This is a genomic window from Paraburkholderia caribensis, from assembly GCF_002902945.1.
GTDB classification, from domain to species: Bacteria; Pseudomonadota; Gammaproteobacteria; order Burkholderiales; family Burkholderiaceae; genus Paraburkholderia; species Paraburkholderia caribensis.
Genome location: NZ_CP026104.1, coordinates 204283 through 222142, shown reverse-complemented (window position 1 = coordinate 222142; position 17860 = coordinate 204283). Strand labels below are relative to the sequence as shown.

Sequence of the window (17860 nt, the reverse complement as noted above, 5' to 3'; positions counted from 1 at the left end):
TTACATTGGCGAGGTCGGCACGTACTCTGCATCTAAAAGCAGCAGACGATCAAGGAGACACATGCAATCCGCCCTACACGCAGTGATGCCCGGTGCCAACGTCCGGGCGATGAGCCGCTCGCAGGTACGCCGCGCGGTACTCGCGTCCGTCATTGGCAATGGCCTGGAATGGTTCGATTTTCTGATCTACGGGTACTTTGCGAAGACGATTTCGCAGGTCTTCTTTCCGGTAGGCAACGGCTTCTGGTCGCTGACCTTGACGCTTGCCACCTTCGCGATCGGCTTCGTGGTGAGGCCGCTCGGAGGTATCGTGATTGGCGCGTGTGCGGACCGTTACGGACGCCGCAAGACATTGTCGCTGTTGATTCTGCTGATGGCGCTCAGCACGTTGATGATGGGTCTGACGCCGGGTTACGCGACGCTCGGCATTGCCGCGCCCATCCTGGTGCTGTTTGCACGCATTCTGCAAGGACTGTCCGTGGGCGGCGAGTTCGCGACAGCCGCTGCGATGTTGACGGAATATGCGCCGCCCGGACGCAAGATGTTCTTCGGCAGCTTCCAGATGACCTCGCAGGCCGTTGCGCTATTGCTGTCATCGATGTGCGCTTTTCTGCTAACCACTCATCTGTCGCATGACGCACTCCTGTCATGGGGCTGGCGCGTCCCGTTCCTCATTGGTGCTCTGGTCGGACCCATAGGATTTTATATCCGTCATAAGGTTGCCGAGTCGCCGGAGTTCGAGCATCTGCGCGAGCGGCTCGGACATGCGCCGCGTCAGTCGTTGCGCGTATTCTTTCGTAAGCGCGGAGACGCGGCGTTGTGCGCAATGGGCGTGATCATCGTCGGGGCGGCGACGAATTATCTGTGGCATTCGTATATGCCGCTTTATGTCGAGCATCAGCTGCATCTGCCGCTGAAGAACGCGCTGTTCGGTACAGCCGTTTCGGGGCTCATCGGCATTGCCGGGTATCCGCTTGCGGGACGCCTGGCCGATCGATTCGGCGCGTATCGCCTGTTTTTTCCGGTGACGATTGTTTGGGTGTGCGCCGCGTATCCGCTGTTTGCATGGGTGCTCGCCGCACCGACGCCGGAGCGTGTGTTCGCCGCGCAGATGATGGCTACCGTCGTGCTGAGTCTCATGTCCGGTGCACATCCCGGTATGCTGACACAGCTCTTTCCGACCGCCACGCGCTCGACGGGTGTAGCGCTATCGTACAACGTCGCCGTGACGCTGTTCGGTGGACTTGCACCGCTCACCGTATCGACGTTGATCGACGTCACCGGGTCCCGGTTGGTGCCGGCCTGGTATCTGATTTTCGCGGGCATCGTGTCGCTGCTGCTAGTGGGCCTGAGCGCTTCCGGACGCCGTTTGCGCAGGCAGCCTGATTTGTGGCTGGGCGAAGGCGTATGAGCATCGCGTTGAATGACGTCGTGCGCGACGCGAGGCCGCGCAACGAAAGGCCGGTAGTGAGCGTGGGCCCGGAAAGGCTGTTTGTATCGACGTCGCGCGGCAGCGGCAGCATGCCGCTCTTCACGGGCGGCAGCAGCACGCCCGCCACGGTTACGCAGATCGTCGTTATGTTGCATGGACGGCTACGCGATGCTGACGCCTACCTCCATTCGACGCAGCGCGCGCTTGCCGCATCGTCAGTCGATGCGAGCGCGGTCATGCTCGTCGTGCCGCAGTTTTTGGCAACGGCGGATGTCGAACATCATCGCTCGACGGGCAACTGTCTGCATTGGGAGTGGACATCGTGGATGGGCGGCCTCGATGCCGTCGGTCCTGCACCACTCAGTTCGTTCGATGTGCTCGATGCGCTGATCGACAGTTACAGAGACGCGCTGCCGCAGTTGCAGGAGATCGTCGTCGCGGGGCATTCCGGCGGAGCACAGGTCGCACATCGTCACGCAATACTTAGCGATGCGGCGGCGCGTTGCAACGCGCGTGACGTGAACTTGCGCTACGTGATCGCGAATCCTTCATCGTACGTGTATTTCGATGCATGGCGGCCGCAGCGCGACGGCTGTGTGCAGGTGATGGACCCGCACGCGTGTCCCGGTTTCAACGACTGGAAGTACGGCACCGAACAACTGCCTCGATACGCGCATGGTGTGGATGCGCGAACGCTCGAACAGCGCTACGTCGATCACGATGTGACCTATCTGCTTGGCACACTCGATAACGATCCGGCGCACCCGGCGCTCGACATATCATGCGCAGCGATGATGCAAGGTCCGCAACGGCTCGCACGAGGCCGCGCGTATTACACGTATCTGCGCGGCCGTCATCCGCAGTTGCGGCACGCACTGTATGAAGTGGAAGGCGCTGCGCATAGCGGCGATGCGATGTTCGTATCGCATGTCGGCGTGCGCGCGTTGTTTGGCGCCGGCGCACGGTTCGTGGAGGCAGCCGCGATCGCACAAGCCGGCGCGACGGAGTAGCGAATCCGGCTTCGACCGGATAGCACGACAGCCAATTAATCCGTTCAGGAGACGACGATGACCAGCAGACCGTTGGGGTGGGCGCTCGCCCTCAGTTTTTGCATCAGCGCATGTGGCGGTGGTAACGATGGTAGCGGTGGTGGCAACGGCGGGAGCACCGTCGGCAGTACATCGACATCGACGCCCACGGCAGCCGCACAATGCAGCGCACTAAGCGGGCTCGCGATTCCCGCGTCCGCGATTGCCGAACCGACTGCGGTGCCACGGTCACGAGCGCGACACTCGTCGAAACCAGCGGCGAATACTGCCAGGTGAACGGTGCGATTTCGCCCGTCGATACCACCGCGCCCGCGATTAACTTCCAGGTTAATCTGCCGACCAGTTGGAAACACAAGGCGCTGCACTATGGCGGTGGCGGCTTCGATGGCACGCTGATCACAGGCGTCGATCCGCTCGATATGGCGCCGACCGGCACGCCGACGCCACTGGCCAGCGGCTACGCAACCTTCGGTGATGACTCGGGCCACCAGAGCACGAGCATTACGGATGGCAAGTTCGCGGCCAACGATGAGTCGCTTGCCAACTACGGCGGGCTGAGCCTGAAGAAGACGCATGACGTCGCGATGCTGTTGATCAGCAAGCGCTACGCTGCCGCGCCATCGAAGACGTATTTTTTCGGCAGTTCGACGGGCGGCCGCGACGGTCTGAGCGAAGTGCAGCGCTGGCCTGCCGATTATGACGGCATCGTCGTGAACCGTCCTGCGCTCAACTACACTGGATTGCGGCTAAGCAATGTGGTGCTCGGCCGTGCGCTCTATCTGAACAACGGAGCGGGTTGGCTCGACGTCGCGAAAACGGTGATGCTGCAGAACGCCGTGATGAGCGCATGCGATACGCTCGATGGCGTCGCGGACGGCATCATTTCGAATGTTGCTGCATGCAAGGCGCAATCGGCAACGGTGCTCGCGTCGGTGCGCTGCGCGAACGGCGCGGATACCGGTGATACCTGTCTCTCTGACGCACAGATTGCAACCGTGCAGACAATCGCTGCGCCATTGCAGTTGCCGTATCCGCTCGCCAATGATGTGACGCAGTATGCGGGCTACAACATCCTCGCGGGTTCTGTTTTCGCTGGACCGTACACGACGCGCGATCTCGGCCAGTCGGCGGTGCCTTCGAATCCGGCAGGCAAGAAGGACGCGAACCAGTGGGTGACGGGCGATCAATGGGTCAAGTATTTCATTACGCGCGTGCCGACATTCGATTCGCTGACATTCGATCCTCTGAACCCCGGCGCCTATCAATCGAGGGTGCAGGCCGTATCAGCGCTGACGGATGCGACGAGCACGGACCTGAGCGCTTACCGCGCGAAAGGCGGCAAGATCATCATGACGCATGGCCTCGCCGATGAGATCGTCAGCACGGATTCGAGCACCGACTACTACAACGGACTTGTACAGCGCTTCGGGCAGGGTACGGTCGATGGTTTCGTGCGCTTCTATCTGATGCCAGGCGTCGGCCACGGTACAGGGCCGTTTCATCCCGCCATCGACTCGCTTTCGGCCCTCGATCAATGGGTGGAGAATGGGGTAGCGCCGGGAACGCTAACGATGACTGACCTCAATGCGGCAACGCGGGGAAGGTCGCGACCTCTGTGTCGATATCCATTGTGGCCGAGATACACGGGCGGCGACGCGAACACGGCGTCGAGTTTCGTGTGTGTGAGCGCGTAATAGGGGACGAGGCTACCTTGTTGCTCAGATCAATGTGGCTCGGATGCCGTTCTCGATTTCGCTGCTGTAAGCCCGATGTCGGGCGAAGGGCTGACCTGCGGCCGTGCTGTCGTCCAGTTCGCTCGTTCGCGCGAGGGGCGCGCCGGAGCTGGCAGCGATGAGCATCCTGCCAGGGCAATATCCACGTTATGGTTACCGCCGCATCCAGATCTTTCTGGAGCGGCAAGGCCGCGCGATGAGCACCGACCGGGCTTGGCGGCTGTGGCGTCTTGCCTTGCAGGTGCCGCGCAAGCGACCCCGTCGACGCGTATCGGTCATCGCCCTCGGCCGCAGCCGGCGACGGCGGCACGACACGTCGGGGCGTACGACTTCGTATTCGATGCGTGCGCCAACGGCCAACCGTTGATGTGTCTGACGGTGACCGATGAGTGCACGCGTGAATGCCTGGCAATCGTTGTGGCCCGATCGATTCATTCCGGACGTGGTATGGTTTTTCGCGAACTCATTCGAATGAAGATCGTCACTTTATGACCTACTCGATCGACGGCTAACAGGCCGTTGGAATATCTCGGTCGATCCTGCACGACGCAGGATTCCTAGACCAAGGAAGAAAGAGTAGATGCGAGGCGCTGACCCGCAAATGTCCGTCGATTCCTCGAAACCCGACATCCGGATGTCCGTGCGGAAGTGTGGGCGAACAGCTGATCATGGCCGAGATGGAATGGACACCGCCCTCGCTTCGGGGACGCAGGGCCCAGCAGATGTGCGGAGGTCCTCCAGAACCGATCGGCATCAGTGTGCCAGAGTGGCGTTTCGACACGTCCACTTGAGGAACGGAGGAATGGAATGAGTGCCTCCCACCGTGAGCGATTGGAGTTGAAGCCCGAAAGGTGGCTCATCGGGGGGCGACGACATCAAAGTGCCCAGAACGGAAGATCATAGAGATTTTCCAAAACCAGTCCGGAGGACCCTCATGACGCTTACGCCCGTTGGGATCGACATTGCAAAGAACGTGACGCAGATGCACTACGTGGATGAAGAGACCGGGGAGGTTGTGAACAAGCCGATCAAACGTGCGCAGTTCCTCGAGTATTTCGCGAATCGCGCGCCGTGCCTGATCGGGATGGAAGCTTGCAGCGGTGCGCATCACTGGGCACGGCAATTCACGAAGATGGGCCATCAGGTGAAGCTGATGCCGGTGGAGTTTGTGAAAGCGTTCAACATTCGCAATAAGAACGATGCGGCGGACGCGCGGGCGATCTGGCTAGCGGTGCAGCAATCGAGCAAGCCTGTCGCGGTAACGACAGAGATCCAGTAGGCGATGCTGGCGCTCCACCGGACGCGCGAACGACTGGTGGCGTTCCGCACGATGCGGATCAACGGCCTGCGCGGATTGCTGACCGGATACGGCGAAGTGATGGGCAAGGGACGGGCTGCGATAACGAAGGCGATTCCGGAAGTACTTGCACGGGTCGCGGATCGGTTGCCCGCGGTGCTCATCGATACCTTGCGCGAGCAGTGGAGCCGCGTAGCGGAACTGGACGGACAGATTGCCCGTATCGAGCGGCGGATGCGGGAATGGAAGAAAGACGATCGCGCGGTGAAGGCGATCAGCGAAATTCCGGGCGTGGAATTGCTGACAGCGACGGCGGCCGTCGCGATGATAGGCGACGTGAAGGCATTTAGATCTGGTCGCGAGTTCGCCGCGTGGGTCGGGTTGGTACCGAAGCAAACCGGGTCGGGCGGCAAGGTAAACCTGCACGGAATCAGTAAGCTCGGCGATACGTATCTGCGCACGCTGCTGACTCACGGTCCGCGCAGCGTGTTGACCAATGCCAAAGGAGCCCGGCCCGTGGATCGAGCAACTGAAGAAGCGGCGACCGTGGAACGTGGTGATCGTCGCGTTGGCGAACAAGATGGCGCGAACGATCTGGGCAGTACTGGCTCACGATCGACCATACCAGAAAGGATACGTGAGCGCGAAACCGGCATGACCGGTCAGCGCGGCACAGAAGGTAACGTTTAACACAGGGTGAACGCTTAAGGTTGCGCAGGCAACGTATGTGATGAGAAGACAGGTCGGACCGAGACTTGCTAAACCTGGATTTGGGGCAGAGCTTCGAGATCGCCGGAGGAATGAGGTGCGAGTCAGCGGATTTCATAGGGCGCCGCAGCGCAGCATCGGCTGCAATAAGTCCGGATATAGAGCTGCAACCCATCCTGTCAATGTTGGAACATGCGGATCTTGTGCAAACGAGTGGCTCTCATATAGCCCCAGATGGATGCTACGACGTACGGACTCGATATTGCAAAGCGGGTGTTCCAGCTGTCTGGGTCGACACCCAAACTGGCGAGATGGCGAATCGGCAGTTTGGACGAGACGATCTGATTACATTTATGGCGTGCCTAATTGCCCGGAGGGAGGGCGATGCCCATTCCATCTCGGCCGAACCCGTCCGCCGCCCCATCCCACGAAGTGAGAATGGCGGCCCGCCGGTCATCGGCTTATTATTCCAAAAGGTCGTTGAAAATTAGTGGGGGCAAAGATTCCGCTTGCCCAGCGAGAATCTTCATAACGGGAAAATGCCTTTCCGCAAGCCTATGCGGTCAGGTCTAGGCCACTTCGAGTGGACACACCATGCTTGGACCTCTGAGATTTTTCGTGCTGCTCTGGTCATTGGCGGTGATGGTGCCGACCGCGCTCGCGAGCACAATCGGTGTCGTCCTGCCTGGCTCATCCTTAGTGTTCTATCAAACATTGCTTAAGGGAATACAGCAGTCAGCCCATGATCATCATGTAGATCTGCTGATTCGCAGCCCGTCCGATGGCGAGTCGCTCAATACACCGAATATCCAGCTGCGCATTATCGAATACATGGTGACGCAGGGAGTCTCGGGCGTGGTATTGGCACCAGAACCATTGGCCGGCGACACGCGGGTTTCAGTCCCGGTCCCTGTGATCCTCGTGGATCGATACAGCTCCGATTACGACGGAATCTCAACCGTCTACACAGACAATTTCGGCGCTGGCAGGAAAGCGGCGCTCAGCCTGGTACCGGTTCTAAAAAGAGGCGCCAAGGTGGCAATGCTGCGGCTCGCGCCCAACGTGAGTTCGACTGTCGCGAGAGAAAGCGGATTCTTAAGCGTTGCCCGCAAAGAGGAATGGGATGTGGTAATCGATACCTACGTAGGGTATCGACCGCGCGATGCCGAAGTGCTGATCGCCGAGGTGATAAACAGCTACCCGGGCCGCCTCGACGCCGTTTTCGCGCCGGCTGAACCTATTGCCTACGGCGCTCTGCGGGTGATCGAGACCGCATCAATCGGCCAGCGCCCGCGCCTCGTGCTATTCGACTGGCGTCCGGAATTCCTGGAAGGACTCAAAAAAGGAATCGTACATGCCGCCATATTGCAGGACCCTTATCGTATGGGTTACCTCGCCTTGGCGTCCATGGTCGACGCACTGCAGGGCCATCCGCCACCCCGCAATCTCTTCGTCGACGTGGTCACCGTTACGCCACAAAACATGAACGATCCGGCGATCAGGTCGTTGTTGGCGAAATACGCCAGATAAGTGGCGCGATCCACGAGCGTCTTTGATACTGCTCCGCGCAATCAGAAAAGCGCAGCCCCGTCGGCGTCGCGCTGAAACGCTTCGCGGTCATTCCACCAAGGCGTTCGCGTACTCACGCATCTCGCGCTCATCGGCAACACCGTTCCCTGAGATAAGCATGAAGACATCGGACAGCCGACGAGGACTGGCGACGGTGCGGACGCGGGCGGCATAAAGGCGTCAGCAGCACCAAGGCTAGAGCGCGATTCGACTTTCCAAGTCCGTACGCTCCGTTCTATTTGAACGGAGCGTCGATGGCCAACAGGAGGTTCGAAGTGTTCGAGTACCGCCAAGTCCTTGTCCGTATGCGGCAAGGCGAGCCCGACCGTGACATCGTTCGCGGCGGCTTGATGGGACGCAAGAAGCTGACGACTGTGCGGCGCCAGTCCGCTTTACGACAGAACGGGTCTTCGCGTTGGCGACCCGTCGCATGTCTCGCCGCGGCACATGATTTGCTCGGCTTTGAAATACTCGTGTGAGTCAAGCGGGCAGGAACGGCGCTCGGCTGCAGTTCATTCTTATTATGATTGCATGGAAGAAGCGGCATAGACCGCGAAAATGGCAGGCACATGGTCGGCTCTCTCGCACCTTCTTCTACAAGCCGCAGAGCCCGACCACCTCCAAGGGTGGCTTGACATGGATATACAGCTTTCAACCACAGCATCGATGGCGGATACGGCGGAGAACGGACGATACATCGTTAATCTTCTTAAGAGTGCGGCGTCACTCGAACCCTTTCACGCCCAGTGGCAGAAGTTGCAAGCCGAATCTGAGGAGTATGGCCAGAATCTTGACTATCAGTACTGCGAACTAGCGGCAAAATGGACAATTGCCGAGGGTGGGATGGTTGCCATCGTCCTGGTCTACGACACCACTACACTGGTGGCGTTATGGCCACTTTCTATCAGGCGAAAAGGCTTGTTGCGGGTGGCTAGCGTACTGACCTGCGGGAGTAACGAAGAGTACGGGGTGCCACTGTTTAAGGGTCGGCCAACCGCCTCGGTGTGCATGGAGATTGTCCGTGCGGTCATGCATGTGCCAGCTGATGTCCTTGAGATTCCATTTGTCGAGGTTGGCAGCCTATGGTGGCAGGCACTGCAGACAACTCCGCAGTCATGGATACAGAATCTCTTGCCTGATCGACTGAACGTGCTTCCGGGATTTACTGCGGGCCTGCGAGGATTTAATCAATGGGAAGACTTCCTGCGCACGCTCTCGCCATCATTTCGGAGGAACCTGCGACGTTACAGAGACAAGCTGAATGCCGGCGGGAACGCCGAGTTCGGATGGTGTACGAATATCGACGATGCCGCCATGGTTCTGCACTGGCTGTTTGCCAACAAGCGGCAATGGGCGCTCGAACGGCGTTTGAGGGCGAGCTATCTCATGGATGACCGTGTCCAGGACTTCTTTATCGCTCTGGCAGCGAAAACTGACCTTGAGACCGTGCCGCTGGTCACCTTTGTGAAGTTCGACGGTGTGCCGATCTGCGCATCGATCAATCTCGTCGGGCCGCGCACTGTCGAATATTGGATCTTCACTTATGACGAAGCCTATAGCCGGTTCTCCGCGGGCAATCTTTTGACAGAGTTCGTCGCCAGGTGGGCCCACGCTAACGGCCGAGACCTTGATATGCGACCGTTATACAACGAGTACAAGACCTACTGGGTTACCCGGCGATCGCGTCACAGCACGCCGACGGTGATGCTCACTACTCGTGGTCGGCTTGGAGAATTTGCGTTGCTATTCGGTCAGATGTCCCGCGTGCGACGTGGACTGGGCCGGGTAGCCGCTTCTGCCCTCCGGTCCGCGAAGGCGCGCGCTGCGTGTCGGTGGCGCTCGCGGGCGCGGTGAATGCTCCCGACGTTCGAAGGGTCCCCTGGTCAGCCATGCCTGTCGGACGCACGCTGCATCATCCGCTTGCAAGGTATGCGCGATCGTCTCTGCTTACGCTGAAGGTGCAATCTTATGGCAACGGAACCTTACCTGACACTACACAACGAAGGCTCCGAGGAAAGTCCGATCACCCCGATGCCTGCGATAGTTTCTACCTCGCGTGCGGCGGCATCCGCAGCCTATTCGATTTTCCACGAACGTTGGTGGCTCGACATTGCGACAGACGGCCACTGGCACACAGCGGCGGTAATGCAAGGCAAGCGGGTGCTGGGCGAAATGCCGTACTATTTCGCTCGCAGAGGTGTGTGGCGCGTCTCGCGCCTGCCGCCACTGACGCGATCCCTCGGGCCAGTCATTGAGCCGATCGGAGTCGGCGGTCCTGCGGCCGAATTTCGTCACCGCATGCACGTGACAGCCCGCCTTATTGAGCAGTTGCCGAGGTTCGACAGTTTTTTCCAGGTTTTTGACCATCGCGTGAACGATGCGCTCGCGTTTGCGCTCCGCGGGTTCGACGTTTCGGCCCGATATACGTTTCATATCGCACCCGGTAGCACGTCAGCCGAGGCATGGGCAAGGATGAGTGGCAAGACGCGGAACGTGATCCGGCATGCAGCCACTCATCTGTCGGTACGGCCAATAGAACGGCCGAGCGAATTTCTCAATTTCTATGAGGCCAACCTCGCGGCGCGCTCGCGAACGAACGCTTATGGCACTATTGTCATGGGTGAACTTGTAAACGCTTTCGTTGAAAGACAAGCGGGGCGCCTGCTAGGTGCATATAGTCGGCGCGGACAGCTGGCCGGTGTGATAGGCATCGTCTGGGACTGCAACCACATGTACTATCTTCTTTCGTCCCGTTCACAGACCGCATCCGGCGGGGCAATTAGCCTTTTGATCTGGAAAGCGATCCAAGAAGCGATTGATCGCGAGCTGACGTTCGACTTTGATGGATTCTCTACCGCTGCCGCATACGCTTTTTTGAGCGGCTTTGGTGGAACGCTGAAGCAGCGACTTGGCGTAGAACGGCTTGGTACTGTCTACTCTGTTGCGAGAACAATCCGGCGCGGTGTGTTCCACAGGTCGAGTGAAGCGTTCTCAGCGAATCTCTGATCCGAGTTGCGGGAGAGCGTGAGCCAGTTCTGCGCGAGTCAGGAGCGGGGCACGCGGCAAACCTCCAGCTTCGTGCTCTCAGGCGTGAGATCGGCAATAGCGTGAGCTACGCTCAGTCGTGGTTCGCTGCGTGACATGAACGAACGGCCCTGACGATGGAGGGCGTAGTGAAGCGGCAGACGCCGATCGTAGATTCCGATCGCTGACGAGTTCAAGATCCATCTCATGAAGAACCGCCATCGGCTGCTGGCGAGGTTGACCCGGTTGAGCAGACAGATCGGCAGTCGGAGATGAATGTGATTTAGCCTCCATCGAGCGTTGAGCGGCGGGTTGTCCATGGACGGGCAGGGGGCGCCTCTGTCGGCCGTGACGCTGCCCGGCGGTGGGCAACCCGCGATGCGAGGTCGGTGGATGTGGCGCATGCAGGTTTTCAAATTCGAGCGGCAAGCAGTAACCGATGCTGCTGTGCAGGCGGCGTACTTTTTACCAGCCTTCCATGAATGAGAACATCCGTCGACGCGCCTGCTCATGAGTGGCGAAGTGCAGAGCGAAACCGGCGATACTGGATCGGGTTTCGGAGCGTCTGCCGACCGTATTGATCGACGCGATGCGCGAACAACGGAGCGGCTAAACGCAGTTGGACGTAGAGAATAAAATTCTCGATCGGCACCACCACGAGATGGCCACGGATGACGCGTGAGCCCATCTGGCTCCACAGTGAAGTCTGTTGCGAGATCTCGGTATTTTGCTGGATTGCCGGATTCCCGCCTCGAGCCGGAATGGTCCGTAGACCAGCTTATCCTTCAGCAACGTGTAGACGATGAGCTTGCCCTGCTCGGACGGATCCCTACCGCGCCGCGCCCAGTTTTGCTGTCGCCGTTCTGGTTGCCAAAATGCTCCGGATGATCGCAAGGGAATAGTCGGCCACCGGACTCGAGGTTTGTCGAAGCGGCGCGGAAAACGCCGGAGTTCGCACGCCAAGGCGTCTGCAAACTGTCGAGAGGTAAGGTTTGCCCGATCCGGCGCACTGCGCCACAGCACTGACGATTGCGGCATCGCCAACGTGCTTGCGAAGCCATTCGAGCGTTTGCCGATCTTTCTCGTTATAGACCCTGACCAAGTGCTCCATTGCGCCTCCCGAAGTGCTGTATATAAATACAGTACTGTAAATTTATACAGTTTCCGGTTAGATGGCAAGGACTCGTGGTTGCGTCATGCGAGCGTGCCCACCAGATCGTAGGCACCATAGCGCCCACCCGTGCGAAATAAAGGGCGCTAACGAACGTGTCTGTTGACTTTGTATTCCGTATCGCCGGTTGTTCCGCTTTTCCTGCCGTGATCCACGCGGCACGCGGGAGCCCGTCCATACGGGTAGGGGTGGATGTAAAACGGAGGGGCGTTGTCGTCGGACCGATAATGGTCTATATTTGGTCTTATCAGACCTGCAATGGAGTATCGGATGCATATCGCCGATCACGTAAAGCCAATCAGCTACCTCAAGAGCGAAGCGGCACAAATCGTCAAAGACCTGACCGATTCGGGAGAGCCGCTCATCATCACGCAGAATGGCGAAGCAAAGCTGGTTGTTCAGGATGTGCGGACGTATGAAGCCACGCAACAGACAATCGCACTCTTGAAGATCCTGGCCATCGGCCAAAAACAGATCGACCGCGCCGATCACATAGATGGCGACGAATTCTTTGCGGAGCTTAACGAACTCGACCGCCAAGAGAAGCTTCGCTAATGTCAGCCCCGCTGTTGAAGTACCGCATCCTGCCGACGGCCCGAATCGGCATCGATGAGCTGAGAAGTTACATAGTTCGAACGTTCGGGTGGGAGACATGGAGACAGACGTCGGTGCAGCTCCAGCAAACTGTCGCGCACATCCGTCAGTTTCCCGAAAGCGGCCACACCCCCGCTGAACTCGATGGCTTCGTCGATGACAGTTTTCGACAGGCCCTCTCTGGCAAGAATCGGATCATCTATCAGGTGAGGGACGATACCATTTACATTCACCTTGTCGTTGACACTCGACGCGATCTGTTGGGCCTTCTCCAAAGAATCGTGCTGCGGCTGCTATAAGCCACAGCGACGTGACGCGGCCGACACGGGAATCAGGAGTCCTTGACCTGAAGAACGAGTATTCCGAAAGCGAGCTTGAAGAGGCACTCATCCACCGTTCGAGGATTTTTTCTTGAGCGGAGCGGCGCCTTCACGTTAGGCGGGCGACAGCGAAGGTAACACGTCGGTGACAGCTGGCTTTGGGTTGCAAACAGAGCCATTACGATAAGAAAACTTACCGCAATAGCATAGGTCGGGGCAGGCGCAAGGCGCCGCTAGAATGTCGCGAAACGTTGACACTTGCGGGTAGGCCGACGCGGGTACAGTTGCTATCCTTGCCTTGCGGCTCAGAGGCGAGAACCGACCATACCTGCCCGGTTGCCGGGATCCGGTGCATATCCTTGAGTCCCGCAATCACATGCGGCCGCTCCGCATGAGACGCTGCAAGTACACGGCTCTGCACTCACCGGGGAAAGAAACCCATGCGACAAACCGGGGAAAATCCGGCCTTAGTGCGTCCTCACGACCTCTCCGATTGCATTGAGGAGCCGGCCCCAAGGCAAACGCTTTCATCATCGGCGCCCCTGGTCACCGTCGTCATGGCGAATTTCAACGGAGAGAAATGGATTGGTAAAGCTATCCAATCCATGAAGGAACAGCGCCTGACAGACTGGGAACTTATCGTTGTCGATGATGCATCCACCGACGCAAGCGTAGAAGTTGTCCGTTCCGCGGCGGCTGACGATCCGCGTGTCGTTCTTCTCACCTCCTTGTCTAACGCCGGCCCCTCGGCCGCCCGTAATCGCGCACTGCTCCAGGCAACCGGTCGCTGGATTACGATTCTCGACAGTGATGACCTTCTTGCCGAAGAGCGCCTTGAGTCACTGGTGAAGAATGCCGAGTCGGACGGTGTCGCAATTGCGGCAGATGACTTGCTTATAGTCACAGAGAGCGGCTCGCTCACCGGGCATTCCCTGCTCGACCTGCGGACGCGTCGGATTTTCGATGCCGTGGAACTGGTGGAAACGCCTCGGCTAGGCTATCTCAAGCCCGTAATCAAGGCTGAACTCTTATCCGGAGTTCGATACGACGAGCGCATGCGATGGGCCGAAGACTTCGATCTTCTTTTGCGCACGTTGGTGAAGCACGATGCGAGAGTACTCGTCTATCCGCCTATGGGTTATCACTATCGGCGGCGCGATGGTTCACTGTCTACTGACAAGTCAGCAGATCGACAGTCGCTCGTCGGTATGATGGACGCGACAGCCAGGTTCGTCGCGTCACACCCGATTTCCGCGCGATTGGCGGACGCCTGTGCGCGTCGGCGTCGGTCGCTCGAAACTTCGCTTCGCTGGGTCGACGTGACCGAGGCTGTCCACCAGAAACGCCTTGCCGCAGCCGTTAGGTACGCAATTGATCATCCGCAGGTCCTCCGTTGCGCCTTGCAGTTCGCTAGGAAGCGCCTAAACCTTCTCTTGCGTGCCGACAAGCGCCGCGCCGGGAAATTATGGCTCTGAACTACGGGCTTCATGCCGTGAGTCCCGGGCAACCCGAGCCCCATGCCAGGTATCAGAGATTGGGGCACAAATGCATCGCGCCACTCACGAGTGCCCCCCGCGCTTGAGCGTTCTTGCCACGGAGTGCATCGTGCTTTGGCGTTGCACGCCGATGTGTTGTTTCGTAAGCGGTCAGTAATCCACGTCCTTCTTAGATGTCGATAGAGACGCGGGAGACTACCGTCGGGCGGGCCGAACTGCGAGGTAAGGCGCGCGCGCTAAGGCCGGTTCGGGGCGCCTCGCTATCCGCTCACGTACTCAGGCGTCGCCAGGCATGTCGCGACAGTTTCGAAGCTTGTCCGGTTTATGGACAAGCTCCTGGATTTCATGGTCGAGTACCGCTTGTGTGTCGACAACGCCACGTTTAGGCTTTCGGAGTCACCGTCCAGTACGCGCGCAACTTGAGCCAGGCTGAGTCCGAGTGTGCGCCTAGGATTTATCAATCCCTGCTGCTCGTATAGGCGCAAAGCCTTGATCGATACGCCAAGCCGTCTGGCCGCTTCCGAAGCATTCAGCCACGAATTAGAAGAGCAAATAAGTCCATCGTCCTTGTGTTGACCAGGTACAGCCGGCATGAGGGCGGCCCCAAGGGCAGAGTCAACACATTATCGGACTGTTTCCCGGGACAGTGCCCGTTTGCTCACCACCATTACCGACCCGGCGTGGATGAATCAGGCATGTTCCTGGGCAGCAGCGCGGCGAAGTCGTCGACGGTCTGCGGGAGCGGCAGACATCGGAGCAGCCAGGTGAGGTATCGATATGGATCGATCCATTGGCTTTTGCCGACTGGACCAGCGAGTAGATGTTTGCGCTGGTGTGTGCGCCGGCAACCGTATCCGCAAACAGGAAGCCCTTGCGTGCAACGACAAACGCCTGATCTCGTTTTCACACGCGTTGTTCGAGATTGGATAATCGCCGTTCTCAATGTAGCGGCTCAGTTTGTGCCACTGCCGATTCACAAATTGCAGCGCTTTGCCCAGCATGCTCCCAGGCACGACGGCAGGAAGATGCTCAATCAACAGTTGCTCGATGATGGCGAGCACGCGTACGCTATAACGGCGGCGTAATCGAGCCGGCGAGCGGCGCTCCACTTCGCACTTCGCGCCTCAGCCGGAACAGCTTGCCGATGAGGTTGATGAAGCGCGTTGACAGCAGGTCCGGAGTGCGAGCGGCTTTGGGCACCGTATCCGCCGCCTTGACGATGTACGCGCCCGCTATGCGCGTATCCAAAGGAGGCTATCTACAAGGGCTCCGGAAGCATTGATGACGCTTCGAACTTTGCTTGCCGGTGAAGTGAGGTCGGTCGTCAATAGTGGAGAGCAATGGATTAAGCCGCGAGTTGCGTTTGATAAAATCGCTGAGCATCACAAGTCGGAACTGCGTATCGAGGAGCACTATACGAACACCACTGGTTTAACCGATCACGTGTTCGCGCTGTGCCACTTCTTGGGCTTTGACTTTGCACTGCGTATTGCCGATCTAACCGACAAGGGATACGGCCACAACCAGACCCAATGCTGCGCGCAGCCCTGCCTCGAAAGGGTAAATCGAGCCGGCCATCGAACCGAAGATGGTTACTCCCAAGACCGCCCGCTTGCCGAGCCGAATTGAGTGCTGCCGCCGGCAGACCTGCGCGATGTGGCTGAACCGTCTCGAGCCCAAGCGCAGTGGCAACCGGCGAAATGAAGCCGGTTGCCAGGCCCAACGCCAGCATGGGCACCACGGCAAATGTATAAGCTTGGACAGCTGCGGTGAACCAGAGACCGATGGAGCCTGCGGCACAGGTGCCGAAAGCGGCGATCATCGTCCACGTGGAGCCATATCGGTGAGCCAGGCGACTAGGTGCGGAGGGCGACTCGACGTACGGTCCTCAGGGCGAGACGCTCGCTGGGCATCGGCACGCGGTGCTCGTACGTATTGCTGAATTGCAGGCCAAGCTTTGCGGCAATCGCGGACAAGATCGCATGGTACGAGACCGCACCGACGAACGCGACACGGCATGACGACCGGAATGACCGGGCTTCGCTTATCCGACCTGCCGCGCTGCCCGAATGCGCTCGCCCTCGTCGCCGAGATCCCAGAACAGGCCGGCCATAATCTGCAGGCCTTCCCGGGCGACGCTACCGAGCATGTGTTCGTTCGGTGCATGCTGCGAGCAGGCCGGATACGAATGCGGGACCCACAGCGTCGGCAGCCCGAGAATGTCGGCGAACACGTCATTGGGCAGCGAGCCACCGAGATTCGGCAGCAGCGCCGGCGCCTTGCCGAGCGTCGTCGCGATCGAGCGTGCGCCCCAATCGACCCACGGGTCGTCCGGGTCGAGCCGCGTGGCTTCCATGAAGCTCGTATAGGGCGACACCTGCACGTCGGTGAATCCGTGTGCTTCCAGATGTGCGCGCAGATGATCGAGGAAATGCGCCGCGTCGCTGCCGACCACAAACCGCATCTGACAGTGCGCGTGCGCGTGGCCGGGAATCGCGTTGGCCGGCCTTTCCGGATTGCCCGTCTTGAAAGCCAGAACTTCGAAGCTGTTCCAGCCAAACACGCGCTCGACCGGCGTGAGGTCCTCTTCGCCCCAGTCGGTATCGATGGCGGGATCGTTCGGGCCACCGCCGACCGACAGCGACGCGAGCGCGGCGCGCACGACTGGTGGAATGGCCGGCGGACGCAGGCCGGCGACGCGGATCTGCCCGCGCTCGTCGACGATCGACGCCAGCGCGTGCACGAGCCGGATGCCGGGGCTGCGTAGCAGGCCGCCCCAGTTGCCGGAGTGATGAGCGCCGTCACGCAGCTTCACCGACAGCGTGAAGTTGGCACTGCCGCGCGAGCCCATGAAGAGCGTAGGGCGTGTGGCGCTCACACGCGGCCCGTCGGACGCGATGAACAGGTCGGCGCGCAGCGCGTCGCGGTTCGCCGCGCAGATGTCGGCGAGTCCGGGCGAGCCGGCTTCCTCGCCCATCTCGACGATCGCCTTCACGTTGTAGCCGAGCTTGCCGCCGCGCACGCGCAGCACCTGCGCGAGTGCGGCGAGGTTGATAGTATGCTGCCCCTTGTTGTCCGCGGTACCCCGGCCATACCAGCGGTCGCCGTCGACGGTCAACGTCCACGGCGCAAGGCCGGTATCCCACTGTGCATCGTAGCCGTGCACGACATCGCCGTGTCCGTACGTCAGCAACGTGAGCATGGCCGGATCCTCGATACGTTCGGCGAGCAGGAACGGGCCGTGCCCCGGCACGGGGTTCGGCACGCAGCGGCAGGTGAACCCCAGCGCTTCGAACGCGGGAATCAGGTTCCCGTCCAGATAGGCCTGCAGAGCGGCCAGGTTGTCGCTCGCCTGGCTCTCGGTGCGGTGCGCGACGCGCTCGCCGAGCACTTGCCCGAAACTGCCGTCGTCGAAATATCCGGTGGCGTACGCAATGGCTTGCTCGCGGCTCATGAAGTCAGTCCTC

The 17860-nt window shown here is 59.7% G+C and carries 10 protein-coding genes and 8 pseudogenes; 13 read left to right on the top strand and 5 right to left on the bottom strand.

Features of this window, described 5'->3' with window-relative positions:
- The first annotated feature begins 61 nt into the window (after window positions 1-61).
- From C2L66_RS39635 to C2L66_RS39590, 9 genes and pseudogenes are all read left to right on the top strand, one after another.
- A complete protein-coding gene (locus C2L66_RS39635) occupies window positions 62-1411 on the top strand; it encodes an MFS transporter (protein ID WP_060611076.1) in 1350 nt (449 codons plus the stop codon).
- A complete protein-coding gene (locus tag C2L66_RS39630) occupies window positions 1408-2442 on the top strand; it encodes a hypothetical protein (protein WP_060611073.1) in 1035 nt (344 codons plus the stop codon). Before C2L66_RS39635 ends, C2L66_RS39630 begins: the two co-directional genes overlap by 4 nt.
- 57 nt (window positions 2443-2499) lie before the next feature.
- Window positions 2500-4175, top strand: a pseudogene (locus C2L66_RS39625) (tannase/feruloyl esterase family alpha/beta hydrolase).
- A gap of 133 nt (window positions 4176-4308) precedes the next feature.
- Window positions 4309-4658: pseudogene (locus C2L66_RS39620) on the top strand (IS3 family transposase); the annotation flags it as partial.
- A 490-nt stretch (window positions 4659-5148) separates the two neighbouring features.
- Window positions 5149-6169, top strand: a pseudogene (locus C2L66_RS39615) (IS110 family RNA-guided transposase).
- A gap of 284 nt (window positions 6170-6453) precedes the next feature.
- Window positions 6454-6578 (top strand): annotated as a pseudogene (locus C2L66_RS42520) (IS110 family transposase); the annotation flags it as partial.
- A gap of 235 nt (window positions 6579-6813) precedes the next feature.
- A complete protein-coding gene (locus tag C2L66_RS39605; RefSeq protein WP_060611071.1) occupies window positions 6814-7749 on the top strand; it encodes a substrate-binding domain-containing protein in 936 nt (311 codons plus the stop codon).
- A 675-nt stretch (window positions 7750-8424) separates the two neighbouring features.
- A complete protein-coding gene (locus C2L66_RS39595; RefSeq protein WP_060611342.1) occupies window positions 8425-9642 on the top strand; it encodes a GNAT family N-acetyltransferase in 1218 nt (405 codons plus the stop codon).
- A 114-nt stretch (window positions 9643-9756) separates the two neighbouring features.
- Window positions 9757-10794, top strand: a complete 1038-nt coding sequence (locus C2L66_RS39590) for a GNAT family N-acetyltransferase (protein WP_233445147.1) — start codon at window positions 9757-9759, stop codon at window positions 10792-10794.
- 640 nt (window positions 10795-11434) lie between these two features.
- Here the strand turns inward: C2L66_RS39590 and C2L66_RS42100 are convergent.
- Window positions 11435-11640, bottom strand: a pseudogene (locus C2L66_RS42100) (UPF0182 family protein); the annotation flags it as partial.
- Window position 11641: 1 nt separating this feature from the next.
- Window positions 11642-11923, bottom strand: coding sequence for a hypothetical protein (locus C2L66_RS39580; RefSeq protein ID WP_082670597.1), 282 nt, complete (start codon window positions 11921-11923; stop codon window positions 11642-11644).
- A gap of 330 nt (window positions 11924-12253) precedes the next feature.
- Here C2L66_RS39580 and C2L66_RS39575 point away from each other — a divergent pair, with 330 nt between their 5' ends.
- The 3 genes from C2L66_RS39575 to C2L66_RS39565 all read left to right on the top strand — a co-directional run bounded on the left by C2L66_RS39575 (window position 12254) and on the right by C2L66_RS39565 (window position 14372).
- Window positions 12254-12538 (top strand): type II toxin-antitoxin system Phd/YefM family antitoxin, encoded by a 285-nt coding sequence (locus C2L66_RS39575; RefSeq protein ID WP_060611340.1) that lies wholly within the window; start codon window positions 12254-12256, stop codon window positions 12536-12538.
- On the top strand, window positions 12538-12876 hold the full coding sequence (locus C2L66_RS39570) for a type II toxin-antitoxin system RelE/ParE family toxin (protein WP_082670596.1): 339 nt from the start codon (window positions 12538-12540) through the stop codon (window positions 12874-12876). Before C2L66_RS39575 ends, C2L66_RS39570 begins: the two co-directional genes overlap by 1 nt.
- 461 nt (window positions 12877-13337) lie before the next feature.
- Window positions 13338-14372: a glycosyltransferase family 2 protein gene (locus tag C2L66_RS39565; protein ID WP_233445146.1), complete on the top strand. Its 1035-nt coding sequence runs from the start codon at window positions 13338-13340 to the stop codon at window positions 14370-14372.
- A gap of 318 nt (window positions 14373-14690) precedes the next feature.
- Here C2L66_RS39565 and C2L66_RS39560 read toward each other — a convergent pair.
- A pseudogene (locus tag C2L66_RS39560) lies at window positions 14691-14986 on the bottom strand (MerR family transcriptional regulator); the annotation flags it as partial.
- A 74-nt stretch (window positions 14987-15060) separates the two neighbouring features.
- Window positions 15061-15611 (bottom strand): annotated as a pseudogene (locus tag C2L66_RS39555) (IS66 family transposase); the annotation flags it as partial.
- 162 nt (window positions 15612-15773) lie between these two features.
- Between C2L66_RS39555 and C2L66_RS42095 the strand changes: the two are divergent.
- Window positions 15774-15899, top strand: a pseudogene (locus tag C2L66_RS42095) (Tn3 family transposase); the annotation flags it as partial.
- A 538-nt stretch (window positions 15900-16437) separates the two neighbouring features.
- On the opposite strand, the gene C2L66_RS39545 reads toward C2L66_RS42095, so the two are convergent.
- Window positions 16438-17847, bottom strand: coding sequence for a M20 family metallopeptidase (locus C2L66_RS39545; RefSeq protein ID WP_060611062.1), 1410 nt, complete (start codon window positions 17845-17847; stop codon window positions 16438-16440).
- Window positions 17848-17860 lie beyond the last annotated feature (13 nt).

Excerpts from the sequence above, each read along its gene's own strand:
- C2L66_RS39635 (WP_060611076.1), top strand. The coding sequence starts at position 62 with ATGCAATCCGCCCTACACGCAGTGATGCCCGGTGCCAACGTCCGGGCG.
- C2L66_RS39630 (WP_060611073.1), top strand. The coding sequence starts at position 1,408 with ATGAGCATCGCGTTGAATGACGTCGTGCGCGACGCGAGGCCGCGCAAC.
- C2L66_RS39605 (WP_060611071.1), top strand. The coding sequence starts at position 6,814 with ATGCTTGGACCTCTGAGATTTTTCGTGCTGCTCTGGTCATTGGCGGTG.
- C2L66_RS39595 (WP_060611342.1), top strand. The coding sequence starts at position 8,425 with ATGGATATACAGCTTTCAACCACAGCATCGATGGCGGATACGGCGGAG.
- C2L66_RS39590 (WP_233445147.1), top strand. The coding sequence starts at position 9,757 with ATGGCAACGGAACCTTACCTGACACTACACAACGAAGGCTCCGAGGAA.
- C2L66_RS39580 (WP_082670597.1), bottom strand. The coding sequence starts at position 11,923 with ATGGAGCACTTGGTCAGGGTCTATAACGAGAAAGATCGGCAAACGCTC.
- C2L66_RS39575 (WP_060611340.1), top strand. The coding sequence starts at position 12,254 with ATGCATATCGCCGATCACGTAAAGCCAATCAGCTACCTCAAGAGCGAA.
- C2L66_RS39570 (WP_082670596.1), top strand. The coding sequence starts at position 12,538 with ATGTCAGCCCCGCTGTTGAAGTACCGCATCCTGCCGACGGCCCGAATC.
- C2L66_RS39565 (WP_233445146.1), top strand. The coding sequence starts at position 13,338 with ATGCGACAAACCGGGGAAAATCCGGCCTTAGTGCGTCCTCACGACCTC.
- C2L66_RS39545 (WP_060611062.1), bottom strand. The coding sequence starts at position 17,847 with ATGAGCCGCGAGCAAGCCATTGCGTACGCCACCGGATATTTCGACGAC.